Raw genomic sequence first — 22,137 nt, 5'->3', positions numbered from 1 at the left:
GTCCATGCAAACCGAATCGTCAACCGGGAGGCCACGACCGGGGCCGCCGAAAACATGGGCGGTTCGCCTCGGCTACACCGCGGCAGGTCTGGCGATCGGCGTCGCGTGGGCGCTCGGCTGGGACAGACCAATATGGGAGCACGCCCTGCGCCTGCTCGTGCTCGTCCTCGTCGTGCCGCCCATCATCCACCTCGTGCGGCGGCGCACCGGCCGGACGGCCGGCCACCCGCCACTGCGCCACCTGGTGGTGGCCAAGGTCCTGCTCGTCGCGGCCGCCATCGGGCTGGAGGTATTGCTGGACCACTGGACCTCGTGGTCGGCGCTGCTCACCGCGCTGGCGCTCACCATCACGGTGGCCGTGGGCGGGCCGTCGTTGCATCACACGCTGCTGCGCCGCATCAGCGCCGACCGCGATCCGGGGCGGGACGTATCAACGTCGTGAGGTCTTCGGCTCAGTCTGTGGTGACTGTCTGGAAGGCCGAGCGGTAGGTCTGTGGGTTGGTGCCGACGATCCGTTTGAAACGGTCGCGGAAGGCTGTAGGTGAGCCGAATCCGACCTGCGCGGCGATGCGGTCGACGGGGTGGTCGGTGGCTTCGAGCAGGTACTGGGCCTGCCGGATACGGCTGCGCAGCAGCCATTGGAGCGGTGTCGTGCCGGTTTGCTCGCGGAACCGGCGATTGAGCGTGCGGGTGCTCATGCCGGCGTGGGCGGCGATTTCTTCGAGGGTGAGGTCTTTCGCGGCGTTGTCCTCCATCCACTGCAGCACGGGTTCCAGCACGGACCCGCGTGGGGTGGGCGGTTGGTCGTGGACGATGAACTGGGCCTGCCCGCCTTCACGTTCCAGAGGCATGACGGACAGCCGGGCGGCATCAGCGGCCACGGCGGAGCCGTGGTCACGGCGGATCAGGTGCAGGCACAGGTCCAGGCCCGCCGCGGCTCCGGCCGAGGTGAGGAACTGCCCGTTGTCCACGTAAAGGACGTCGGGGTCGACGTCGATGGCGGGGTGAAGGTCGGCGAGCAGGCCGGTGGCGAGCCAGTGCGTGGTCGCGCGCAACCCGTCGAGCAGGCCGGTGGCGGCGAGGACGAACGCGCCGACGCAGATCGAGGCGATCCGGGTGCCGCGCGCCGCAGCCTGCCGAAGTGCGTTGAGAACGTCGTCCGGGACGGGGGCGGTGGGATCGGCGCAGCCCGGGACGATGATCATGTCGGCGTCACCGAGGGCGTCCAGACCCCACGGTGCTTGCAGCGTGAATGCTCCGGCGTCGACGGTGGGGGTGACGCCGACGGTCCGGACGCGGTAGGCGGGGCGCTGGTCGGGCAGCCGGGTGCGGGTGAACACCTCGATCGGGGTGGACAGATCGAACGGGATGACCTTGTCCAGGGCGAGCACGGCCACGGTGTGCATGGCAACAAGATAGGTCTTCCGCTCATTGCCGCCAAGGCACAGGCCAGGTTGTTCGTGAATATCCGCTGTTCAGCAGCCCTGGCGAGAATCCGTTGAAATATGGCAATCCAGCCGATTCCACCAGTCGCATGTGGTGACTAGCGTCGGCGTCACCACCAACGAGGAGGGATTGATCCGATTGCTCGCGCAAATCGTGTTGTTCGACGGGTTCGACCCGCTGGACGCCATCGCACCGTACGAGGTACTGGCCGCCGGTGGTGCGATCACGGACGGGACGCTGGAAGCGGAACTCGTCTCGGCCGAGGGGCCACGTCAGGTACCCAGCGGGATGAGCCTGCTGTCGTTGGCGGCGACAGCCCGGCTGGAGCCGCAACGCGCCGACCTGATCGTCGTGCCCGGAGCTGCCGGTAGCTTCCCCACAGGAGAAGACGACGTGCGGGACGACAGCATTCCGGGCATCCTGGCCCGCACCCTCGACACGCCGTTGCCCGGCCTGCTCAAGCAGGCCCTCGACCGCCCCGGCCTGACCGTGGCCACGGTGTGCGGGGGTTCGATGGTGCTCGCGATGGCCGGGCTGATCACGGGCCGTCCAGCGACCACGCACCATCTCGGGCTGGACGGTCTGGCCGCCACCGGCGTCGTCGCGATCGACGCCCGCGTGGTCGACGACGGAGACCTGGTCACGGCGTCGAGCGTGACCTCCGGGCTCGACCTCGGGCTATACCTGCTGGAGCGGGAACTAGGCCCACGCATCGCCCATGCCGCAGAGAGGTTGTTCGCCCACGAACGCCGCGGCATCGTCTGGCGCAACACCGGACTCGCACCCACGGTCAACGGCTGAGGTGGGTGGAATGTCCGCGGGAGAACGCCGATGACGAAGTTCCTGCTCTCGGTCCACGTGCTCGCCGCCATTGTCGCGATCGGACCGGTAACGGTGGCTGCGAGCATGTTTCCGGCCACGGCGCGCCGCACCCTGGCGGCGTCCGACGCCGGCCGGGACCTCGCCGTTCTGCGCTCCCTGCACCGGATCTGCCGGGTCTACGCCGCGGTCGGAATCGTGGTTCCGGTGTTCGGGCTCGCCACCGCGAACTCCCTCGGCGTGCTGGGCGACGCGTGGCTGATCACCTCGATCGCGTTGACCGCGGCCGCCGCCGGTGTGCTTGTGCTGCTGGTTCTCCCCCGCCAGCAACACATCCTCGCCGCGGTACCGGGCCCAGGGCACCCGAACCCCAGACCCGATGAACGCGGGCCGGCGCGGCTGGCCATGTACACCGGAATGTTCAACCTGCTGTGGGCCGCGGTCACCGTGCTCATGATCGTCCGCCCCGGCTCCACGACGGGGGTGTAGGGCATGACACCCTTTGTGTCAACTCGCGGCAATCACGGTGACCACCGCGCGCGCCGCCGCCAGGCCCCGCTATCGGGGCGGCGGGGTGCCGTCGTCGAGGACGTGACTTGCTCACTCATGAAGCGCCCCGTCGACACGATCGCCGTCGCGCGCAAACTCGCGGAGGAAACAGCAATGAATCCACCACAGGCCCTGCGCATCGCGGCGGGCGTGGAGCTTGCCACCTTGGTTGTGCTACTGACCAATCTGGCCACCGTGCACTGGCCGCAGTTGTCCTCCACGGTCGGCCCCACGCACGGATGTGCCTACCTGTTCGTCATCGTCCTCACCCTCCGCCAGAGCCGAACCACCCGCACGCGGGCGACGGCCCTGGTTCCCGGCATCGGTGGGCTGCTCGTCATGCGGCAACTCGCCCGCATGCGCCAGGGCTCGAAGCCCAGCCCATAGCGAAGTGTGGCGGCATCGAACGCCATGTCATTCATCAATACGAAAACGCGGTATTTCCAGACGGTTTCAGTAACCAATACTTGCCCATGGAATATCTTTCTTCACCGGGTACTTCCCAATACTACGAACGACATGGATCTGCGCCTGAAAAGGCTGGCCGATCGCCCGGTTTCGTTGGCTGGGCCGCGGTCAGGGGAGGATGGAGTCGACATAGCCGCCGTCGACGCGGACGGCGCCACCAGTGGTGGCGGACGCGTAGGGCGAGGCGAGGTAGACGACGAGGTTGGCGATTTCCTCGGGCTCGATGAGGCGTTGGACCAGTGACTGTGGGCGGTACTTCACCATGAACTCGTGCTGCGCCTGCTCCCAGGGCAGTTGGTCGCCGACGAGTTGACGGACGAAGTCCTCCACGCCGCCGGTGTGTGTCGGTCCGGCGATCACGGAATTGACGGTGACGCCGGTTCCGGCGGCGTCTTTGGCGAAGCCGCGGCTGATGGCGAGCAGGGAGGTCTTCGTCATGCCGTAGTGGATCATTTCGGACGGGATCACCACGGCCGAGTCGCTCGCGATGTTCAGGATGCGCCCCCAGCCGTCTTTCTTCATGCCCGGCAGATAGGCGCGGATGAGCCGTACCGCGGACAGCACGTTGACCTCGAAGTAGCGGCGCCACTCGGCGTCGTCGATCTCCAGGGGCGGTGCGGCGCCGAAGATGCCGAGATTGTTGACGAGGATGTCAACCGCCGGTACAGCTTCCAATACGGAGCGGGCGCCCTCCTCTGTTGCCAGGTCGCCGGGCGCGCCCACGACGTTCTCGCTGCCGGACTCGGCACGCACGGTCCGGACGGCGTCCGCGACGCGCTCACTGCCACGGCCGTTGACGACGACGCGGGCGCCGGCCCGCGCGAGGCCGGCGGCGATGGCATGACCGATGCCTTGCGTAGAGCCGGTGACCAAGGCGCTCCGGCTGGAAAGATCGATCTGCATGGTGTGCGGCCCTCCTTGCAGTTGTCCCGGGGCCCGCCCTGCGACATCACGGGCAGGCCCCCGGGACTGCGCGGATCAGTTGAGGGTGTCGGGATCAGGGCCGGTGCGCATGCCCCGGTCGAGAGCGGCGAGTGCGGTCAGGTCGGCCTGGGTGAGCTCGAATCCGAAGACGTCGAGGTTCTCCCGGATTCGTTCGGCGGTGGCGGACTTGGGGATCACGATGTTGCCGGTCTGCAGATGCCAGCGCAGCACGACCTGCGCCGGAGTCACGCCGTATGCCTTGGCGATTGTCACGATGGCCTCCTCGCCCAGGATCCTTCCCTTGGCGAGCGGGCTCCAGGCCTCGGTGGCGATGCCGTGCTCGGCGTGGAAGGCACGCAGTTCGTGTTGCTGGAGGGCGGGATGCAGCTCCACCTGGTTGACCGCCGGCGTAATCCCGGTGTGCTCCAGAAGGCGCTTCAGATGGGCGGGCTGGAAGTTGGAGACGCCGATGGCGCGGGTGCGGCCGTCCGCGAGCAGCTTCTCCAGGGCGCGCCAGGTGTCCAGGTACCGGTCGCGGGCGGGGGTAGGCCAGTGGATCAGGTACAGGTCGACGTGGTCGAGGCCGAGCTTGTCCAGGGAGGTGTCGAAGGCGCGGAGCGCGGTGTCGTAACCCTGGTCGTCGTTCCACAGCTTGGTGGTGATGAACAGTTCGGAGCGGGGAATGCCGGAGTCGGCGATGGCCCTGCCGACGCCGCGCTCGTTGCCGTAGACCGCAGCGGTGTCGATGCTGCGGTAGCCGGCCTCCAGAGCGGTGGCCACGGCAGCGGTGGTCTCCTCGTCGGGGATCTGGAAGACGCCGAAGCCCAGCTGTGGCATTGATACGCCGTTGTTGAGCGTGAAGGTGGGGATGGAAACCATGATTCCTTCCTGTCTTGCGTATTGGTCCGTGGAGCCGAGCCAAGCCAACCCGACCCGGTCGGGCTCCGGTGACGGGGCCGGTGCGCGGCGCGTCGTACTTCACACTGGCACGAGCCCAGGTGGACCGCGACTGCGGGAGCAGTGCACGCGATCAGACGCGAGGGCCCCGGAACAGCCTGAAAATGGTTGCGTGCGATCCGGGCATGCGTGTCAGAATCGTCGGGTGAAGGTCAGGTTCCCCCGTCTCGTGGACGGCAGGCGGGCTTACTGCGTTGTCGAACGATCGGACGGGGTCCGCTATCAAATAAGTGAGGGCATCGCCAGTTCGGCGGTCCCGCACGACTTGGTGCACTTCGTGGCGGAACGCGAGACCGGCGAGGACGGCGGGTTCTGGGGTGCGGTCGCCGAGGGCGCGGTGTTCAAGAGCATGAAACATCTCGACGGCCGACGCCCGCCGCATGCTGCTGACCGGTCGGCCGCCGCCATCCGTGCCCGGTCGGACCGGCTACAGCGGGCCGAGTTGATGGCCGGGTTGGTGGCCAGAGTCGCGGACGAACGAATAACCAGCACAGCGCAGGTCCGCACCGCGGCAAGCGACGTGCTCTCGACATTGCCCGACGCCCGGGTCGACGAGCTGCGAGTGATGGCAGCTGCCGACGTCCTCCGGCAGGTGGCCGAGCGTTGGGCGCGGCTCGCTCCCGGGGAAGAACTGGTCATGGAGTGGCCGGACGCAGGCGGCAAACGGAGACGCCGAAACGGCTGGACGTGCCCCTGATCGGTCCGTCGGATCGACACGCCGCCCTACCGAGAGAACCTGCTACTGGTCTACAGCTCTCCGCTCGCTGTCGCTTGTAGACGGACACGCAGCCGATCGGGCTTGGCGATCTGTGATGCCCGGTGACGGCCCCAATGAAGTGACGAGCGCGCCCACAGCGCATTCGCTTCAGCGACGGTGTGCGCGGAGACCGTCGACGAGGATCGACAGCAACCGTGGCCCTCGCGCGTCGAGTTCGGCGTCGTCCAGCCGCGATAACCAGCTGATGAGCACGATGACGTCGCGGGCTTCGGCGTCGGCGCGGATGCTGCCGGCCGAGCGGCCGGCGGCCAGCAGCAGTTCCACCGCCTGACCAATCGGGCCGAGGCTGTGGGCGGCGAGGTCCTGCCACGTCGCTGCTTCGACGGCGGCGAATACGTCGCGCTTGACCCGGGCGTAGGCGGCGACCCGGTCGAACCACGCCGCCAACGCATCCAGTGGCTGGTGAGTTGCCAGCAGACGCGGAGCCGCGGCGACCAGCTCGTCCACATCACGGCGGTACACCTCGGCGAGGAGGTCCTCACGTGTCGGGAAGTGCCGGTACAGCGTGCCCTGCCCGATGCCGCAGGCCTTCGCGACCGCGTTGAGTTTCAGCTCTCCCGGCTCGTGCACGAGATCGCGCGCCGCTTGAAGGATCCGTTCGCGGTTGCGCTGTGCGTCCGCACGCCGGGGTCCGGCGTTCTTGACAGAACCGGACATGTGTCCGTTAAGGTCATGGGAGTAACCGGACATGTGTCCATTCTAGGCAGAGGATCTTCATGACCATCCACGGCAAGGTCGTTGCCATCACTGGCGCCAGCAGCGGAATTGGTGAAGCAACAGCTCGCCACCTCGCCGCACTCGGTGCGGCCGTCGTCCTCGGCGCCCGCCGCACCGACCGGCTGGACCGGCTGGCTGCCGAGATCGAAGCCGCCGGTGGCAAGGCGGCCGCCACGCGCGTGGACGTCACCAATCCCGACGACCTCCAGTCGCTCGTCACCGTCGCCGTCGAGCGCTTCGGCCGTCTGGACGTCTTGGTGGGCAATGCCGGGATCAGCAGGATCAGCCCCGTCGCCGACCTGGACGTCGAGGGCTGGTCGGCGATGGTCGACGTGAACGTCAAGGGGATCCTGCACGGGATCGCCGCGGCCTTGCCAGTGTTCCGCCGTCAGGGCAGTGGTCACCTCGTCACTGTCGTCTCGACCTCCGGACTGAAGATCGTCCCCACCCAGGCGGTGTACGCCGGGACGAAGAACGCGGTACGCACGCTCCTGGAGGGTCTGCGGCAAGAGAGCACCGACGGGGTTCTGCGGACGACGTCGATCTCCCCGGGCTACGTCCGCACCGAGCTCATCGACAACGCCGTCGACGATCCTGCCGTGCGTGAGCAGGCCAGGCAGCACATGGCCGAGCTCGGTATCGACCCCACGGCAGTGGCTCGGGCCATCGCATTCGTGATCGACCAACCCGACGACGTCGAAATCGGGGACCTGACTATTCGACCGACCCGGCAAGGCTGAGTGACCCGCTCATCGGCACGATAGGACTCCCTGGAGCCTAACGCCTGCCTTCAGTCCGTGACCACGAACTCGGCGCCGGCGGCCAGCGCCACCTCGGGGCCGAAAAGCCTGGCCGGGGTGAACGCACCGGGGCGGCCCTCGCCCTTGGCCAGGCGCTGGGCCACCTCGGTGACGGCGCCGACCGTGAACGTCATGCCCTCGCCGGTGCGCAGCCAGCCCTCACGCACGCGACCGGACGGCCATTCGACTCGGGCGCGGCCCCAGGACGATCGGCGCGGGCGCTCCTTGGCCGTGGTCGTCGTGATGCGGGAGAGCCGCCGAGTGGCGAAGCCGGCCAGGCCGGGCAAACGCAGCACGCCACCGATCGCCGGCAGAACCGCTCGGACGGCCGGGTTGGCCGGGGCGAGAGCCGAGGCGCCGATCACCGACGGGGCACCGCTGGCCTGCCAGGCCGCGAAGAGCTCGCCGCCGCCCAGAGAAGCGGTGGTGACCACGTCGCCGTCGGGGGTGGTCAATCGCTCGGCGGCACGGCCGGCCCGGGCGCGGACCATGCGGCCCTGCCGGACCTCGCGGCCGCCGTCGAGCAACGCGTGCACGATGGTGGCGGCCAGGGCTTCGCCGAGAGCGCCGGGTTCGATCGCGACCGACGCGACGGCGTCGACGCGTACTCGCGAAGGCTTTTCCTCGACCGCCAGCAGATGCAGCAGGATGCTCTCGGTCGCGAGCACGCCGAAGCCCGCCCCGGAGACCAGCGTGCGACCGGTCGCCGCCACCTCCCGGTCCATGCCGTGGAGCAGCTCGAACGCGCTCAGTTCGTCGGCGACGTCGACGTAGTGGGTGCCTGGCGGGCAGGCTTGCGCGACCTGCGGAGCCGTGACCGCAAACGGGCCCACCGTGTTGATCACGACGGTCGGCGCCTCGGTGGCCAGCCGCGCGCAGACCTCGTCGAGCGAGCCGGTCACCGCCCGGGCGTCCGGACTCACCCGGGTCAGCCGCTCCCGATCGCGGCCGGCCACCACCACTTCGGCGCCCGCCTGCCGCAGACGCTCCACCGCCTCCCGGCCGACCCGTCCGGTCGCGCCGAGCACCCAGATCTCACCCGCCATGTTCCCCTCCGTCAGTCATGACATGTCGTGTCATCACTATTGCATAGCATGACACGACGTGTCATCACTAGAATTTGCCGCATGGGTCGATGGCAGCCGGGTGCGCGAGAACGGCTCGAGCAGGCCGCGCTCGATCTCTTCCTCGAGCAGGGCTTCACCGAGACCACCGTGCCGCAGATCACGGCGCGGGCCGGGCTCACGACCCGTACGTTCTTCCGGCACTTCGCCGACAAGCGTGAGGTGCTGTTCGCCGGCGAGGAGTTGGTGCCCGAGCGGGTGGCCCGCCTCATGGCCGAGGCCCCGCCGTCGCTGGGCCCGCTGGAACTGATCACCGAGGCCCTGGCCCCGACCGCGGCCAAGATCTTCGAGGGCCGCAGCCTCGACTACCTGCTACGCCGACGGGCCGTGATCGACGCCGAACCCGCCCTGCATGAGCGCGAGCTGCGCAAGTTCTCGCTTATGTCAGAGGCCCTGGAGCAGGGCTTCCGCGACCGCGGCGTCGACGACCTGACCGCCCGGCTGGCGGCCGAGATCGCCGTGACCACGTTCCGGATAGCGGTGACCCGCTGGCTCAACCAGCACGGCGATCCGGACCTCCCGGACACCATCAACCAGACCCTGGCGGCGATGAGGCACCTGACGAATACGCCGTCGACCTAGGCGAGCGGCTCCGTGGAGTCCGGCCACGGAGCCTCCGCAGAAACTGGTGGCGGACCACGGCGGCCACTGCTACTTTGCCGGAGACCGTGCGAGAGAACGAGCAGGTGGTACCCGTGAACGTATCGACATGGGTGCTCCCCTCGAGGGTCACGGTAGGACGATAGGTCGTCCGGGAGCGCCGTTCACGAGCACTCCCGAAAGGCACGACCATGCGATTCACTGCCTCCTTTCGCTGCCCGAGGTCGGCGGCCCGGTCGGCTACGCGGGAGGGGTGATCGCCATCGGCCGGCAACTGGCCCTGGACCTGTTCGACGCCTTCGGCTCCAAGGAGAAGACGCTGCACGCCAATACGGTGCCAGCAGCTGCACAACCGCCCCGACCGCGACGGTACCGGCCGGTCGGGGCGGCGCGTCTCCAGTTGACCGTGGGCACGCGATCGGTCGACGAGCCGCGCCTGTACCTGCTGGGGTACGGGGCCTGGAGGTCAGGGGCGGACGCGCAGGAGTCGCGCGGCGACATAACGGGCGTCCCGGCCGACTCCTCGCAGCGTGGCGGAAGCGAAGCTGCGCTGCCATTCCAGTCCGACGTAGCCCAGCCCCGGCACGGTCGTGGACAGCCCGCGCTTCTGATAGGCCAGCCCGTTGCCGCCGAGTGCCCCAGTCGAGTCCAAGTAGGACAGTTCCGGGCGGTAGCCCGTGGCAAGGACGATCGTGTCGACGTGCTCCCGGGTGCCATCCGGCCAGGTGAGCCGGCTGCCCTCGATGGCGGTGAACATCCGTCGCTGGTCCGGGTTGCCCGCGTTGATGGCGCGGCGGTAGCGGCCGTCGTCGTTGACCGGCATGTGCGGCGGGTTGCGCATCAGGTGTCCGATCGGTAGGTGGTCGAATCCGCTGGCCACGGACCAGAAGTGCACGTCCCGCCCCAGAATGAGCTGTGGTGCGAACTTGATCGGGTGCCGGGCGGCCAGCGTGACCCGGGCGTGCCCGGCGAGTTCGGCCCCGATCTGCACCGCCGAGTTCGCCGCACCCACCACGACGATCCGCTGCCCGGCGAAACCGGTGGGTTCGCGGTAGTCGGCAGCGTGCAGCACGGTGCCGGTGAACGAGTCCAGTCCCGGCAGGTTCGGCCGGTAGGGACGGCCGAATGCACCGGTCGCCGCGATCACCACAGGCGCACCCACTGTCTCACCATTGTGGACATCGGCCACGAATCGTTTGCCGTCGCGGCGAATGCGCTCGACGCGGTGGCCGGTGCGGATCTCGGCGTCGAGGTTCTTGGCGTAGCGGCGCAGGTAGTCGATCACCTCGTCACGATGCGGGTAGTGCCAGGGATCGCCGGGGAAGGCCATGCCAGGCAGGGCGCTGTAGCGGGCCGGGGAGAACAAGGTGAGGCTGTCGTAGTAGGACGACCACGACCCCACCGGTTCCGGGCCGGTTTCGAGGACCACCGGTACCCGGCCGGCTCGCCGCAGGGCGTGGGCGGCGGCGAGGCCGGACTGCCCACCGCCGATCACCAGAGCATCGACATCGGTCACGAGAGATTCCTTTCCGGATTCGTGGCAAGGGAGAGCACGGCAGCGGCGGCGGTGACCGTGCTCAGGACGAGGAAGGTGGTGGCGTAGCCACCGAGCGGGCCGGCCAGCGCGGCGCCGGCGAACGGGGCCAGCGCCATCGCGACCGTCAACGGCGCGGACAGCAGACCGGAAAGCTGCCCGTAGTACCGGGGTCCCCACCGGTCGGTCACGGCGGTGGCCTGCAGCAACGTGAACACACCACGTGCCATGCCCGCCAGGATCGCGGCGCCGATCAACGCGGCTGCGGAGGTGAGCACTCCGAGCAGGGCGGTGGTGACCGCCATCGCCAGCAGGATCAGCGCGGTGCGCGCCCGCACCGTGGTGCGCCGGGTCAGGGTGGTGTAGCCGAGCCGCCCGAGGACCTGGCCCGCGCCGCCGAGGCCCAGCGCGACCGAGGCGATGCCGGTGCCAATGCCACGTTCGGCCAGCAGCGGCACCAGGTTGATCACGACGGCGAAGGTGGCGAACGCGGCCAGGCTCAACGCGATCGCGAGCGTGACGAACGCCGGGCTGCGTGCCACCTTTCCCGGATGAGCGTGTTCGTACCCGGCTTCGGCCTTCGGGCGTTCCGGCCATGGCAGGACAAGACCGAACCAGTGCCCGGGAATCGTGACCAGCGCAAGGATGCCCGCCAGCACGAGGTAGGTCGCGCGCCAGTCCAGGTGGGCGGCCAGTGCGGCGGTCAACGGGGCGAACACGGTGCTGGCCAGCCCGGCGGCGAGGGTCAGCATGGTCAACGCGCGGACGCGGCCCGGTCCGTGCCAACGGGTCAGAGCAGCGAAGGCCGGCGGGTACAGCACCGCGCCCATCGCCATTCCGACCAGCAGCCACGCCCCCAGAAACCACGCCAGGTTCTGCGCGGTGGCGACCGCGACCAGGGCGGGCACGGCCAGCAGTGACCCCGCGGTCATCACCCCACGCGGGCCATGGTGATCCAGCCACCGGCCGACCGGGATGCCGACCAAGGCGGCGACGAGTTGGCTGGCCGACAACGCCGCGGTGATCGCCGCGGTCGGCCAGCCCGTCGCGGCGGTGATATCCCCGGCCAGCACGGGAAAGGCGTAGTAGAGCGCGCCCCAACTGGTGATCTCGGTGACGCACAAGGTCACCAGCACACGACGTAACCCCGCTTGGCTGACCGCGTCCGGCCGTGCGAACGCCCCGAAAGCCACCGCGTTCCCCGCTCAGCGCGTGGCCGAGGGGGACACGGTCAGCAGCTGCGGCTCGGCCAGTGCGCCGCAGCACCCGCCGTCCCGCTCCCGGGCGGGACCGTCGAAGAGACCCGCACCGCCGCACACGCCGGTCTCGGGCAACACCAGCTCGACCCGCTCGGCGGATTCCCGGTCACCGGCCAATGCGGCGGCAATCGAGCGCACCTGTTCGTAGCCGGTCATCGCCAGAAACGTCGGGGCGCGGCCGTAGCTCTTCATGCCTGCCAGAAACACCCCGGGTTCCGGATGGGACAACTCGGTGACCCCGTGCGGGTACACCGTGCCGCATGAGTGCACGTTCGGGTCGATCAGCGGCGCCAACGCCACCGGCGCCTGCAACGTCGCGTCCAGCGCGAGCCGGACCTCCGACAGCCACGACAGTTCCGGGCGGAAGCCGGTCAAGACCACGACCTCGTCCACAGCCTCCACCCGATGGCCCTCGGCGGACACCAACGTCAGCAGCCCCGCCTCGTCTCGCACCACCGATTCGGTGCGGAACCCGGTGACCACCGAGATGTGGCCCGCCTCGACCGCCGCCTTCGCGCGCAACCCCAGCGCACCGCGGGCCGGCAACTGGTCGGCCTCACCGCCGCCGAACACCGCCCCGACCACGCCGCGGCGCAGCAGCCATGTGATCCGGGTCGACGGGTGTTGCTCGGCCAACTCGGCGAAGGCGACCAACGCGGTCAGCGCGGAGTGCCCGCTGCCGGCGACCACCACGTGCTTGCCCGCATACCGGCCGGCTGTGGCGGCGTCGACGAGGTTTGGGACCTGGTAGGCGATCCGGTCGCCGGCTGCGGCCTCCCCGATCGCGGGCAGGCCGTCCCCACCGAGCGGGTTCGGGGATGTCCATGTGCCGGAGGCGTCGATGACCGCCCGCGCGATGATGCGCGCCTCGTCGCCGTCGGCGGTGCGCACATGCACGGTCAGCGGCTCGGACTCCCGCCCGTCGTCGACCACCCGGTCACGGCCACGCCGGGCCACCCCCACGACCTCGGTGCCGAACCGGACCCGCTCGCCCAGTGCCTCGGCCAGCGGACGCAGGTACCGCTGCGCCCACTGGGCCCCGGTCGGATAGCCGTCCGGATCCGGGTGCTGCCAGCCGTGGGGCTCCAGCAGCCGGCCTGCGGCCGGGGCCACCAGTTCGGCCCATCGGGAGAACAGCCGCACGTGATGCCACTGTGCGACCGCCGCCCCCGCTTGCCCGCCGCGTTCAAGCACCAACGGCTGCAGTCCCCGCTCGGCCAACTCCGCCGCAGCGGCCAGGCCCACCGGCCCGGCTCCGACGACCACCACCGGCAAGTCGCTCATCCCACTACCTCTTTCATCGATCAACCTCGATTGAACACGACGAGAGTATCGACCACGTTCGATGAATGCAACCATCGATACGGATCGATACACTGGCGGCATGCCGATCGCGTTGCCGCAAGCCCAGGTCCTGCCCACCGGGGAGGCCGCCACCTACGCCGAGTGGTTTGCCTGCCTGGCCGAGCCCGTGCGGGTGAAACTGCTGCACGCGGTAGCCACCAGTCCTCAAGGCATCACGGTGGGCGCGCTGACCGAGATCGTGGGTACCAGCCAGTCCACGACCTCGCACCACGTGCGCAAGCTCGCCGACGTCGGGTTCGTGCATGTGCGCAAGGAGGGCACGGCCACCATCGTTACCGTCAACGCAGCGTGCTGCGCGGGCTTGCCGCACGCTGCGGACGCCGTCATGGGCCTGCTCGCCCCGCGCCCCTGCTGCCCGGACAACCTGCCAGCGGAGGTCACCGTGCGCGCCTTGGAGCCTGGCGACTGGCGGGCGGTGCGCCGCATCTATGGCGAGGGCATTGCCACCGGGATCGCCACCTTCGAGACCACGGTGCCAAGCCGCGCCACCCTGGACGCCAAGTGGCTGCCCGAGCACCGGTGGGTGGCCGAGATCGACGGCGAGGTCGTCGGCTGGACCGCGGCCAGTCCTGTTTCCACCCGCGACTGCTACTCCGGGGTCGCGGAAACCTCGGTCTACGTCGCCGACGGCCACCGCGGACGCGGCGTCGGGAAAGCCTTGCTGTACAAGCAAGTTATGGCTGCCGACGCCGCCGGGCTCTGGACCCTGCAAACCTCGGTCTTCACCGAGAACCGCGCCGGCATCGCCCTGCACCACGCCGCCGGCTACCGCACCGTCGGCATCCGCGAACGCATCGCCCAACGCGACGGCACCTGGCACGACACCGTCTTCCTCGAACGCCGCTCACCCGTCGACTGACCTCAGCGGCTGCCGCTACCAGAAGCCAGCGTGAGCTGGCGATCGCCTGCCGTCGCCTCATCGAGCATCTGGTGAAAAGCCGCGCGGTCGTGCTCCCGACGGCTGCGGCGCTGTTGGTCCGATGCCGTCCGAAGAAGATCGAGCCACCGAAGCCCGCGCCGGTCGATCGGCTGCCGGCTGGGGATCAGGACTTCTCGGCGTAGTGGACGGCGCCCTGCCAGTCCACGACCACGACCGTCTCGTCGCCGATCACCCAGGCGTCGTGCCCCGAGGGCAACATCGTCAGATCCCCTGGCTTCGCGTCGAACTCGGTTCCGTCGGCCATGTGGACGCGGAGCGTGCCGGATACGTGGTACTGGAAGTGCGGTGCTTCGCACCACTGCGTCCCGGCCAGGGGCTTGACGTCTCGAGACCAGCGCCAGCCCGGCTCGAGCACCAGGCGGCCGATGATCCCGCCGCCCACGTTGAGGATCTCCGCGCGTCCGTGGTCGAAGGTGCGCACCTCGTCCGGTTTGCCGAAGTCCAGGTGCTCGACCCGCTCGGCCGCTTCCGCGGCTGCGGCCGGTGCGTCTTGCGGCCTCGCGCCGCCGCTCTCCTCGTCCCATGCCTGAAGGCTGGTCTGCGCGGTGATCCGCCCGTCGCGCAGGTCCAGCATCGAGGTCGCCAGCACCGTCGCGCCGTCTGGGTAGCGGCAGCGCTCAAGGTAGGCCGCGTGGCTGCCGTCGGCGGAGACGACGACCTGCTCCAGGCGATGCTCCATGTCCCTGCTGCATAGTTCGTCCAAGAACTCGCCGATCGCGGAGTTCCCGGAAATCTGGTGCGGGTGGCTTGGCTGGTCGCGTTGGTCCACTACGGTCATCTGCGCGTTCTCCGCGTACAGGCTCCGCATGGTCGCGGCGTCGCGCTCCTCGACGCCGCGACGCAACGCCTCGACGTCGAACATCGGCCTGCTGTGCATATTGCTCATCGAGTCACACGCCCTTCCTCTGCGCGGTCCCCTACCGACAACGGTCCTCGCCGAGCGGCACACCGTCAAACCGCGGGTCGGCGAGCACTCACCATGCCGGTGACCTGCAAAAACGCCTCAGATGACGGCTGGTGACAGCTCCGTTGGGGACTGGCCCGGGCAGCGGACGCTGTCCACGACACGGCACCGGCCGACCTGGCATCGGGACGCCTCACCGGCCGCGCGGTCCTGGTACCCGACAAAACAACCCGAACCGTGGGCGGGGCTGCCGATGATCCGGCTCATGGCAGGGATTCCCATTTTGCGGGAATCCGGTGTCTCGGGTTTGGCCCTGGTACCTAGGTTGCCGGCATGGACACCGCGCAACCTGACACCGCACGAGCCGAGACGGTGCTCGCAGGACGGATTCCCGACAGTGAAGGCCGCTACCACCGGGGCGCGGTGTGGGTTGCGGACGGTCGGATCGTGGACGTTGCCTTCGGCGAGCCGTCCAGCGCGAAAAATCTGATCGACGTCGGTGAGTCCTTGCTCTTGCCCGGAGCGGTCGATGCTCATGTGCACTCGTACTCGCACGCCGGAGAAGGGCTGCGGGCGTCCACTTCGGCGGCAGCCGCGGGCGGGGTCACCACGATCGTCGAGATGCCGTTCGACGCGACCGGTCCGGTGAACAGCAGAGACCGGGTGAACGCGAAGCTGGATCTCGTCGCCGACGAAGCCGTCGTCGATGTCGCCCTGCTGGGCACGATGGAGCCTGGCGGCGGGTGGCGACGGACCGCGGACCTCGTGGATGCCGGCGTGGTCGGGTTCAAGGTGTCGCTGTTCGACACCGACCCGTTCCGGTTTCCCCGGATCAATGACAGTGAACTGCTGGACGTGATGAAGGCGGCCGGGGAGGCCGGCTCCACACTGTGCACGCACGCGGAGAACAACGAGATCATCAAGGCGTTGCTGGCCGATCCCGCCAACCAGGCGTCCACCGACCCTGCCGTGCACGGGCGGACCCGGCCACCGGTATCGGAGACCCTCGGCGTGTTGACGGCCATGGAGATCGCCGCCAACCAGGGCAACGCGCTGCACCTGTGCCACCTTTCGCTGGGGCGTTCGGCGGATTTGGTGTCCTGGTACCAAAGCCAGGGTGTGGACGTGACGTTCGAGACGTGCCCGCACTACCTGCTGTTCACCGAGGACGACATGGCCACGTTGCGTGGCCGGTTGAAGATCAACCCCCCGGTCCGGGACGACGCCAGCCGGACAGCCATGTGGAAGGCGGTGACCAGCGGGACCGCTTCGGTGATCTCCTCGGACCATGCACCCTGGCCGGCTGCCCAGAAGGACCACGACCGGATCCTGGACAACCATTCCGGCACGCCAGGTACCGAAACAATGGTGGCTACCACACTTGGTGAATGCCTTCGCCGGTATGGGCAAGGCCCCGAGTTCACCGCGGCGGTCGCGGCACTGACCGCCAACCCGGCCGACCGATATGGCATTGGTCACCGCAAGGGCCGGCTGGCGACCGGCTATGACGCCGACATTTTGGTGCTGACCCCGGACGAACAGTGGCAGATCGACGGTTCGGCACTGCATTCGAACGCGGGCTGGAGCCCGTATCACAAACGGCTGCCCGGTGCGCGGGTCACGCTCACACTGAGTCGTGGAACCGTGGTGTGGGACGCGAACACCGGCCTCGTTGGCGCTCCCGGACATGGAGAGCAGGTGCGCCGGAGGTGACGGTAGTGGCCGAACGTAGCGAGTTGACTTCGCTTGATCGAGGGTTGCGGGTGCTGGCGTTCATCCAGGACCGAGGACAGGCCGAGGTCTCGGACGTCATGGCCGGGCTCGGCCTGCCATCCTCGTCCGCCTATCGCTACGTGCGGCTGCTCAAACAGGCCGGTTTTCTCGCCGAGGTCGACGGTATGCTGCAGCCGAGCAGGCGGCTCGCCGACCGCTCCGCGGATCGGTCCGAACACCTCGTCGATCTTGCTCGGCCGGTGCTCATCGGATTGCGTCGCGACTCCGGGCTCAACGTCGCGCTGACCGTCCGAGTCCATGCCGCCGCCTTGTGTTTGGATGCCCGGTACAGCGGTAGCGGCAGCGTTGCGTTTCGACCGGGGCAGATCCTGGCGTTGTACGCCGGGGCCAGTGCCACACCGCTGCTGGCGACCGCCCCGGAACCGGTGATCCGCCAAGTGTTGCAGGGCAAACTGCCGCGATTCACCGCCGCCACACCCGATGCGGGCACATTGCGCCGGGAGCTGGCGGTCATTCGCCGGCAGGGCTTTCACGTTTCGCGCGGTTGGCTGACGCCGGGTATGAGCGCGATCGGCGTGCCGGTGCTGGTGGCGGGGTCCTGTCTGTGCGCGTTGTCCATGGTTGGCCGGGATCGCGACCTCGCCGAGCCTGCCGAGCCGATCGAGCTGTTGCGGGCCGCCGCGGCGGACATCGTCTCCCAGCTGCCGAGCAGCGTCTCGACCGTGTGGACCCCGCCGGACGACGAGGTGCGCCATGGCGGCTGAGCCGGTGCACGGGACTACCGGGGGTGTGGTCGCCGCTCGGGGTACCGGCCTGCGTTGCCGGAGTTGGCGCACAGAAGCCTTGTTGCGCATGTTGGAAAATGTGCGCGAAGTCGGCGAGCGACCGCAGGATCTGGTGGTGTACGCGGCGGCCACGGTTTTCACCGAAATCGCGGAACGCGGCCGGCAACTACCCGCCATCGTCACCGACCAGACCGCGGCACATGAAGCCCGGTATGGCTATGTGCCAGAAGGTATGGACCTCGCTCAGTGGCGGGCTCGCCGGGAGACCGAGCCGGACGAGGTAGCGCGACAGGCCCGCGCCGGCATGGCCCGGCAGGCCGTGGCCATGCTCCGTCCCGCCGACCGTGGCGCGGTGGTTTCCGAAAACAGCAACAACCTACGCGTGCAGGCGGCCTCGGTGCTTGACACCCGCCAGGCCAAGGCAGTCCTGACCATTCCCGGATTCATGGAGTCCTATCCGTGGACCGACGTCAAACACGAGGAACAGGACTGATGCGCGAATTGCCGACCAACCGAGAGGCGGGATGATGGTCGACCTGGACGCACTGCGGCCGAATATCGAGCGGCTGTCGCACGGCATCGACGAGCTGGCAGCCTTTCACGACTCGAGCTTCGCCGGCTGGACGCGGGAGGTGTTTTCCGAGCCGTACCGTGCCTCCCGGGACTGGGTCCGCGCCCGGATGGCCGCGGCCGGGCTGAATCCCACGGTGGACCCCGCCGGCAATATCGTCGGCCGGCTGGCCGGCCGGCACGGCGGCGGTCCGGCGCTGGTCACCGGGTCGCATACCGACACGGTGCGCCAGGGGGGACGCTACGACGGGATCGTCGGCGTGCTCTCCGGTATCGAGGCGGCGATCCGGTTCCAGGAGAGCGGCATCACGCTCGCGCACGACCTGATCGTGGTGGACTTCCTCGGCGAGGAAGCCAACGAATTCGGTATTTCCTGCATGGGGTCGCGATCGATCACCGGCACCCTGGCGGCCAAGCACCTGGATCGAACCGACAACACCGGCACCCGGCTCGGGGACGCCATGGCCGGATTCGGCCTGGACCCGGACGCGGCCCTGCGCCAGGCCTGGTCGTCGTCGGATGTGCACGCCTACCTCGAACTGCATGTGGAGCAGGGACCGCAGTTGGAACGCGCGGGTACGGAGATCGGCGTGGTGACCGCTATCGCGGGTATCGACCGGGTCCTGCTGCGGTTCGCCGGCTCCTCCGGACACGCGGGCACCACCCCGATGAGCGACCGCCACGATGCGTTGGTGTCGGCGGCCGAGGCGGTGCTCGCGGTCGAGCGCGTGGGGTGCGGCGCCCCGGTGCATGGGGTCGCGACACCAGGCTCGATCGAGTCGTCGCCCGGGTCGATGGGTGTGATCACGAACGAGGCGCGGCTGTGGGCCGAGTTGCGTAGCGTGGATCGTTCCTGGCTGCACGGCGCCCGCCAGCAACTGGTGGATCAGGTAGTCGCGGCCACCGCGGCGCGCGGTGTCGAACTCGACGTGGAATGGCTTACCGATCAGGATCCGGTGCCGGCGGCGACCGCGGTGCAAGACGTGATTGCCGAGACGGCGGGAGGTACCGGGTACACCTGGCAAGCGGTGCCGTCCGGCGCGGGACACGACGCGGCGCATCTCGCTCGGCTCGGTCCAATGGGGATGATCTTCGTGCCGTCCGTGGCGGGCAAGAGCCACTGTCCGGAAGAGTTCACCGACACCGCGGACATCGCGCGCGGAGCGCACATGCTCGCCAGCACGCTCTTCACGCTCGACCAGCGCGACGGACTGCGTAGCGCGTAAGAAAGGCAGCACATCATGACGTCCAAATCGGTCGCCCGCCAGTCCGTGATCGCTGCCTCCATCGGCAATGCGCTGGAGTGGTACGACTTCTCGGTTTATGCCTTCTTCGCCACCTACGTGGCACATAACTTCTTTCAGCAGGACGACCCGACCTCGGCGCTGATCAATACGTTCATGGTGTTCGGTGCCGGTTTTGTGGCCCGCCCGCTCGGCGCGGTGCTGATCGGCATCTATGGCGACCGGGTGGGCCGGAAGTCCGCACTGATGTTGTCCATCGCGACGATGGGGCTGGGCACTCTGGTGCTGGCGGCGACCCCTTCGGTCACGCTGATCGGCATCGCGGCGCCGGTCCTGCTGCTGGCCGGCCGGCTACTGCAGGGATTCTCCGCCGGCGGGGAGATCGGGGGCGCCGCGGCCTTCCTGCTCGAACACGCGCCACGCGGCCGCCGGGCACGGTATGCCGCGTGGCTACAGGCGTCGATGGGCATCGCCAACCTGATCTCCGCGATCATCGGCGTGACGGTGACAACGGCCTTTTCCGATTCGGCGGTGAACGACTGGGCGTGGCGGATTCCATTCGTGATCGGACTGCTGATCATTCCGGTTGGCCTGTATATTCGCCGCAGCCTGCCGGAAACCGAGTCATTCAAGCAACATCGGGTGGACAACACCGATGGGCGCAACCCGTTCCGCAAGCTGGTAACCGAACATCCCAAAGAGATCATCATCGGGTTCGCGTTCTCCGTGTTGTGGACGGTATGTGTCTACGCTTTCGTGATTTACGCGCCGACCTACTACAAGGACAAAGCGACCGGGCTGGGTTTCACCTCCCAACAATCGTTCTTGGCGTCTTTGGTCGGCAACGTGGTGCTGGTGATCGGCTGCATGCTCGCCGGTAAGGCCGCGGACAAGTACGGGGCCCGGCGCATCGTGGTGTACAGCTCGGCGACCATGCTGGTGCTGCCGGTGTTGTGCCTGCTGTGGTTGCACGCCCAGCCGACCCTTCCGGTCCTGTTGATCGTGCACATGGCCTTGTGCGCCAACGTCGCCGCGTTCACCGGTGTGGCACCGTCCACGCTGCCGCGGATGTTTCCTGTCGCGGTGCGCTCCACCGGCCTGGCGCTGAGTTACAACATCGCGGCAATCTTTTTCGCCGGTTTCACCCCGGCGTTGATGACCTGGGCGGTAGCGCGCGTGAGCGTCTACTCCCCCGCGTTGTGGGTGGCCGTTGGCTCGGTTGCCTGCTTGGCATCGGTGCCCGCGTTATTCCGTCGAATCGACCGCGTCGCCGCGGACGAAACGGCCGGCGAAGCCGCCGAACCAGCACTGGAAACCTAAGACACGAACAGCGTCGAGGCACTCGGCCTCTTCATCCAGAACGCCACCCCAGGCGCCCCCGGCATCGGAGTTATCGACCGGGCTCAGCGCGACCAGCGGTCTGCCGGTCGGTCTCGCGCTCGACGGCCCTGCGCCGCCTCATCGCCCCGGTGTGTTCGGTCGTTCACCGCTGACTTGTGGCGTCGTCACCACGGTCTGGGTCGAGCCGCGACCAGACACGCGCCAGGTCGCGCAGGTCGTCGTCGTCCAGCCGGTCGAGGAAGATACGACGCAGGTCGCCGTACTGCTGCCGCCATGCCTTGCGCAGGAGAGTCCGCCCCTCGGCGGTGAGGATGGCGACGTATCCGCGCCCGTCCTCTGCCGCACGCCGGCGCTCGATGAGCCCGCGGTGCTCGAGCCGGTCGGCCAGCCGGGTGAAGCCGCCGGTGGACATCACGCGGCGCTTGGCCAGCTCGGACATGCGCATGCCCGTTCGACCGGCCCGGCCGAGCAGGGACAGGACGCTGTACTCGGCCATGCTCACGTTCAGCGGGGCGAGGCCGGCTTCGATCTCTCGCCAGATGCGGTCGTGCGCGTACAGGAAGCCCTGCCAGGCCTCGTCCTCGATCTCGGTCAAACGCGGGGTCGCCATGCATGAACACTACCGTGACGCCGGGCCGCGTCACTCCCAGAACCTGACTGCACAGGCAGCGCATCTCCGGAAACATTTGTTTGCGCAGACATCTTAACCACGTCCCGCGCGGCTTCGGCTTCGCCGTGTTTTTCGTACCGGACGCCGCCGATGACGACGGCGGCGAGCACGACGACCGCGACGACACAGATGGTCAGGGAGACCCGGCTGCGCCGGGTCCGCCGTGCGATGGTGATGACTCGTTGGGCTTTGCGGCGGTCGCGCCGCCGTTCGCTCCGGTCGGGCACTGTGCGGTCACCGTTTCGTTCGGGCGAGGAAGCAGCTGAAGACAAGGACGGGAAGCATGAGTGCTGCGGCGAATGCGTTGAGTCCGCCGAAACCGATCACGGTCATGAGGGGGCCGGCCAGCCCGGCGGCCACCGCGGCGACGATGGCTCAGGATCGACGCCGCCGCGGACCCGAGGCTGGCCGGGCTCATCGACGGACTGAGTCCGCACAGGCAGCTCACCGTCGTCGGATTCGACGGCGCTGCGCTTCCCCTGCTCGCTGGGCAAACTGGTCATGCACGCGCGGAAACCATCAGCTGACCCAGCTGTTCGGTCCGGACGCGGCCGAGCCGGAAACCCTGCACGTGCAGGACTGGAGCACCGAACACTGGACGTCCCCGNC

General features: G+C 68.7%; 23 protein-coding genes. 13 read left to right on the top strand and 10 right to left on the bottom strand.

Annotation, left to right across the window (positions count from 1 at the left end):
- Nucleotides 1-4 precede the first annotated feature (4 nt).
- Nucleotides 5-442, top strand: coding sequence for a hypothetical protein (locus tag A3CU_RS0139065; protein WP_027946817.1), 438 nt, complete (start codon nt 5-7; stop codon nt 440-442).
- Between the two features lie 10 nt (nt 443-452).
- Here the strand turns inward: A3CU_RS0139065 and A3CU_RS0139060 are convergent, their stop codons facing one another.
- Nucleotides 453-1,406 carry a GlxA family transcriptional regulator gene (locus tag A3CU_RS0139060; protein WP_027946816.1) on the bottom strand — a complete coding sequence of 318 codons (954 nt, stop codon included), beginning with the start codon at nt 1,404-1,406 and terminating at the stop codon, nt 453-455.
- A 130-nt stretch (nt 1,407-1,536) separates the two neighbouring features.
- On the opposite strand from A3CU_RS0139060, the gene A3CU_RS0139055 reads away from it, so the two are divergent.
- The 3 genes from A3CU_RS0139055 to A3CU_RS0139045 all read left to right on the top strand — a co-directional run bounded on the left by A3CU_RS0139055 (nt 1,537) and on the right by A3CU_RS0139045 (nt 3,201).
- On the top strand, nt 1,537-2,247 hold the full coding sequence (locus A3CU_RS0139055) for a DJ-1/PfpI family protein (protein WP_425388314.1): 711 nt from the start codon (nt 1,537-1,539) through the stop codon (nt 2,245-2,247).
- Between the two features lie 30 nt (nt 2,248-2,277).
- On the top strand, nt 2,278-2,754 hold the full coding sequence (locus A3CU_RS0139050; protein ID WP_027946814.1) for a DUF2269 family protein: 477 nt from the start codon (nt 2,278-2,280) through the stop codon (nt 2,752-2,754).
- 174 nt (nt 2,755-2,928) lie between these two features.
- On the top strand, nt 2,929-3,201 hold the full coding sequence (locus A3CU_RS0139045; protein ID WP_027946813.1) for a hypothetical protein: 273 nt from the start codon (nt 2,929-2,931) through the stop codon (nt 3,199-3,201).
- Between the two features lie 189 nt (nt 3,202-3,390).
- On the opposite strand, the gene A3CU_RS0139040 is transcribed toward A3CU_RS0139045, so the two are convergent.
- Both A3CU_RS0139040 and A3CU_RS0139035 read right to left on the bottom strand, forming a co-directional pair.
- The gene (locus tag A3CU_RS0139040) at nt 3,391-4,185 is read right to left on the bottom strand and encodes an SDR family NAD(P)-dependent oxidoreductase (RefSeq protein WP_027946812.1); all 795 of its coding nucleotides are present in this window, start codon (nt 4,183-4,185) and stop codon (nt 3,391-3,393) included.
- Nucleotides 4,186-4,260: 75 nt separating this feature from the next.
- Nucleotides 4,261-5,085, bottom strand: a complete 825-nt coding sequence (locus A3CU_RS0139035) for an aldo/keto reductase (RefSeq protein ID WP_027946811.1) — start codon at nt 5,083-5,085, stop codon at nt 4,261-4,263.
- A gap of 223 nt (nt 5,086-5,308) precedes the next feature.
- On the opposite strand from A3CU_RS0139035, the gene A3CU_RS50385 reads away from it, so the two are divergent.
- The gene (locus A3CU_RS50385) at nt 5,309-5,860 is read left to right on the top strand and encodes a hypothetical protein (RefSeq protein WP_156960780.1); all 552 of its coding nucleotides are present in this window, start codon (nt 5,309-5,311) and stop codon (nt 5,858-5,860) included.
- Between the two features lie 168 nt (nt 5,861-6,028).
- Here the strand turns inward: A3CU_RS50385 and A3CU_RS0139025 are convergent, their stop codons facing one another.
- On the bottom strand, nt 6,029-6,598 hold the full coding sequence (locus A3CU_RS0139025; protein ID WP_027946810.1) for a TetR/AcrR family transcriptional regulator: 570 nt from the start codon (nt 6,596-6,598) through the stop codon (nt 6,029-6,031).
- 59 nt (nt 6,599-6,657) lie between these two features.
- Here A3CU_RS0139025 and A3CU_RS0139020 point away from each other — a divergent pair, with 59 nt between their 5' ends.
- Nucleotides 6,658-7,398, top strand: a complete 741-nt coding sequence (locus A3CU_RS0139020; protein WP_027946809.1) for an SDR family oxidoreductase — start codon at nt 6,658-6,660, stop codon at nt 7,396-7,398.
- A 50-nt stretch (nt 7,399-7,448) separates the two neighbouring features.
- Here the strand turns inward: A3CU_RS0139020 and A3CU_RS0139015 are convergent, their stop codons facing one another.
- Entirely contained in the window at nt 7,449-8,504 is a 1,056-nt protein-coding gene (locus A3CU_RS0139015) for a saccharopine dehydrogenase NADP-binding domain-containing protein (RefSeq protein WP_027946808.1), read from the bottom strand.
- Nucleotides 8,505-8,585: 81 nt separating this feature from the next.
- On the opposite strand from A3CU_RS0139015, the gene A3CU_RS0139010 reads away from it, so the two are divergent.
- Complete coding sequence (locus tag A3CU_RS0139010; RefSeq protein ID WP_027946807.1) at nt 8,586-9,164, top strand: TetR/AcrR family transcriptional regulator; 579 nt, start codon at nt 8,586-8,588, stop codon at nt 9,162-9,164.
- A gap of 484 nt (nt 9,165-9,648) precedes the next feature.
- Here the strand turns inward: A3CU_RS0139010 and A3CU_RS0139005 are convergent, their stop codons facing one another.
- The 3 genes from A3CU_RS0139005 to A3CU_RS0138995 are packed head-to-tail and all read right to left on the bottom strand — an operon-like array spanning nt 9,649 to nt 13,259.
- Nucleotides 9,649-10,698 carry a flavin-containing monooxygenase gene (locus A3CU_RS0139005; protein WP_027946806.1) on the bottom strand — a complete coding sequence of 350 codons (1,050 nt, stop codon included), beginning with the start codon at nt 10,696-10,698 and terminating at the stop codon, nt 9,649-9,651.
- Entirely contained in the window at nt 10,695-11,909 is a 1,215-nt protein-coding gene (locus tag A3CU_RS0139000; protein ID WP_027946805.1) for an MFS transporter, read from the bottom strand. Before A3CU_RS0139000 ends, A3CU_RS0139005 begins: the two co-directional genes overlap by 4 nt.
- A gap of 12 nt (nt 11,910-11,921) precedes the next feature.
- Entirely contained in the window at nt 11,922-13,259 is a 1,338-nt protein-coding gene (locus tag A3CU_RS0138995) for an FAD-dependent oxidoreductase (protein ID WP_027946804.1), read from the bottom strand.
- Between the two features lie 100 nt (nt 13,260-13,359).
- Between A3CU_RS0138995 and A3CU_RS0138990 the strand changes: the two genes are divergently transcribed.
- Entirely contained in the window at nt 13,360-14,199 is an 840-nt protein-coding gene (locus A3CU_RS0138990; protein WP_027946803.1) for a helix-turn-helix domain-containing GNAT family N-acetyltransferase, read from the top strand.
- A 184-nt stretch (nt 14,200-14,383) separates the two neighbouring features.
- Here A3CU_RS0138990 and A3CU_RS0138980 read toward each other — a convergent pair whose 3' ends face one another.
- Nucleotides 14,384-15,166 (bottom strand): nuclear transport factor 2 family protein, encoded by a 783-nt coding sequence (locus A3CU_RS0138980; protein ID WP_027946802.1) that lies wholly within the window; start codon nt 15,164-15,166, stop codon nt 14,384-14,386.
- 351 nt (nt 15,167-15,517) lie between these two features.
- On the opposite strand from A3CU_RS0138980, the gene A3CU_RS0138975 reads away from it, so the two are divergent.
- From A3CU_RS0138975 to A3CU_RS0138955, 5 genes are read left to right on the top strand one after another with little or no spacing between them, the layout of a single operon-like run.
- Nucleotides 15,518-16,897 carry a dihydroorotase gene (locus A3CU_RS0138975; RefSeq protein ID WP_052372932.1) on the top strand — a complete coding sequence of 460 codons (1,380 nt, stop codon included), beginning with the start codon at nt 15,518-15,520 and terminating at the stop codon, nt 16,895-16,897.
- 5 nt (nt 16,898-16,902) lie between these two features.
- Nucleotides 16,903-17,682, top strand: coding sequence for an IclR family transcriptional regulator (locus A3CU_RS0138970; protein ID WP_052372930.1), 780 nt, complete (start codon nt 16,903-16,905; stop codon nt 17,680-17,682).
- Nucleotides 17,672-18,196, top strand: coding sequence for a hypothetical protein (locus A3CU_RS0138965; RefSeq protein ID WP_084144184.1), 525 nt, complete (start codon nt 17,672-17,674; stop codon nt 18,194-18,196). The genes A3CU_RS0138970 and A3CU_RS0138965 overlap by 11 nt, the downstream gene beginning before the upstream one ends.
- A 34-nt stretch (nt 18,197-18,230) precedes the next feature.
- Nucleotides 18,231-19,499 carry a M20 family metallo-hydrolase gene (locus A3CU_RS0138960; RefSeq protein ID WP_156960779.1) on the top strand — a complete coding sequence of 423 codons (1,269 nt, stop codon included), beginning with the start codon at nt 18,231-18,233 and terminating at the stop codon, nt 19,497-19,499.
- Nucleotides 19,500-19,514: 15 nt separating this feature from the next.
- Nucleotides 19,515-20,837, top strand: a complete 1,323-nt coding sequence (locus A3CU_RS0138955; protein ID WP_043844056.1) for an MFS transporter — start codon at nt 19,515-19,517, stop codon at nt 20,835-20,837.
- Between the two features lie 163 nt (nt 20,838-21,000).
- Here A3CU_RS0138955 and A3CU_RS48865 read toward each other — a convergent pair whose 3' ends face one another.
- Nucleotides 21,001-21,468, bottom strand: a complete 468-nt coding sequence (locus A3CU_RS48865; protein WP_063628975.1) for a MarR family winged helix-turn-helix transcriptional regulator — start codon at nt 21,466-21,468, stop codon at nt 21,001-21,003.
- Nucleotides 21,469-22,137 lie beyond the last annotated feature (669 nt).

This window comes from Amycolatopsis taiwanensis DSM 45107 (genome assembly GCF_000519205.1).
Classification (GTDB): Bacteria; Actinomycetota; Actinomycetes; order Mycobacteriales; family Pseudonocardiaceae; genus Amycolatopsis_E; species Amycolatopsis_E taiwanensis.
The sequence above is the reverse complement of the archived record's forward strand: the minus strand, read 5'-3'. Positions and strand labels throughout refer to the sequence as shown.

What these genes read in the sequence shown, in the direction of transcription:
- A3CU_RS0139065 (WP_027946817.1), top strand. Translation starts at nt 5, where the DNA reads ATGCAAACCGAATCGTCAACCGGGAGGCCACGACCGGGGCCGCCGAAA.
- A3CU_RS0139060 (WP_027946816.1), bottom strand. Translation starts at nt 1,406, where the DNA reads ATGCACACCGTGGCCGTGCTCGCCCTGGACAAGGTCATCCCGTTCGAT.
- A3CU_RS0139050 (WP_027946814.1), top strand. Translation starts at nt 2,278, where the DNA reads ATGACGAAGTTCCTGCTCTCGGTCCACGTGCTCGCCGCCATTGTCGCG.
- A3CU_RS0139045 (WP_027946813.1), top strand. Translation starts at nt 2,929, where the DNA reads ATGAATCCACCACAGGCCCTGCGCATCGCGGCGGGCGTGGAGCTTGCC.
- A3CU_RS0139040 (WP_027946812.1), bottom strand. Translation starts at nt 4,185, where the DNA reads ATGCAGATCGATCTTTCCAGCCGGAGCGCCTTGGTCACCGGCTCTACG.
- A3CU_RS0139035 (WP_027946811.1), bottom strand. Translation starts at nt 5,085, where the DNA reads ATGGTTTCCATCCCCACCTTCACGCTCAACAACGGCGTATCAATGCCA.
- A3CU_RS0139025 (WP_027946810.1), bottom strand. Translation starts at nt 6,598, where the DNA reads ATGTCCGGTTCTGTCAAGAACGCCGGACCCCGGCGTGCGGACGCACAG.
- A3CU_RS0139020 (WP_027946809.1), top strand. Translation starts at nt 6,658, where the DNA reads ATGACCATCCACGGCAAGGTCGTTGCCATCACTGGCGCCAGCAGCGGA.
- A3CU_RS0139015 (WP_027946808.1), bottom strand. Translation starts at nt 8,504, where the DNA reads ATGGCGGGTGAGATCTGGGTGCTCGGCGCGACCGGACGGGTCGGCCGG.
- A3CU_RS0139010 (WP_027946807.1), top strand. Translation starts at nt 8,586, where the DNA reads ATGGGTCGATGGCAGCCGGGTGCGCGAGAACGGCTCGAGCAGGCCGCG.
- A3CU_RS0138995 (WP_027946804.1), bottom strand. Translation starts at nt 13,259, where the DNA reads ATGAGCGACTTGCCGGTGGTGGTCGTCGGAGCCGGGCCGGTGGGCCTG.
- A3CU_RS0138990 (WP_027946803.1), top strand. Translation starts at nt 13,360, where the DNA reads ATGCCGATCGCGTTGCCGCAAGCCCAGGTCCTGCCCACCGGGGAGGCC.
- A3CU_RS0138980 (WP_027946802.1), bottom strand. Translation starts at nt 15,166, where the DNA reads ATGAGCAATATGCACAGCAGGCCGATGTTCGACGTCGAGGCGTTGCGT.
- A3CU_RS0138975 (WP_052372932.1), top strand. Translation starts at nt 15,518, where the DNA reads ATGGACACCGCGCAACCTGACACCGCACGAGCCGAGACGGTGCTCGCA.
- A3CU_RS0138965 (WP_084144184.1), top strand. Translation starts at nt 17,672, where the DNA reads ATGGCGGCTGAGCCGGTGCACGGGACTACCGGGGGTGTGGTCGCCGCT.
- A3CU_RS0138960 (WP_156960779.1), top strand. Translation starts at nt 18,231, where the DNA reads ATGGTCGACCTGGACGCACTGCGGCCGAATATCGAGCGGCTGTCGCAC.
- A3CU_RS0138955 (WP_043844056.1), top strand. Translation starts at nt 19,515, where the DNA reads ATGACGTCCAAATCGGTCGCCCGCCAGTCCGTGATCGCTGCCTCCATC.
- A3CU_RS48865 (WP_063628975.1), bottom strand. Translation starts at nt 21,468, where the DNA reads ATGGCGACCCCGCGTTTGACCGAGATCGAGGACGAGGCCTGGCAGGGC.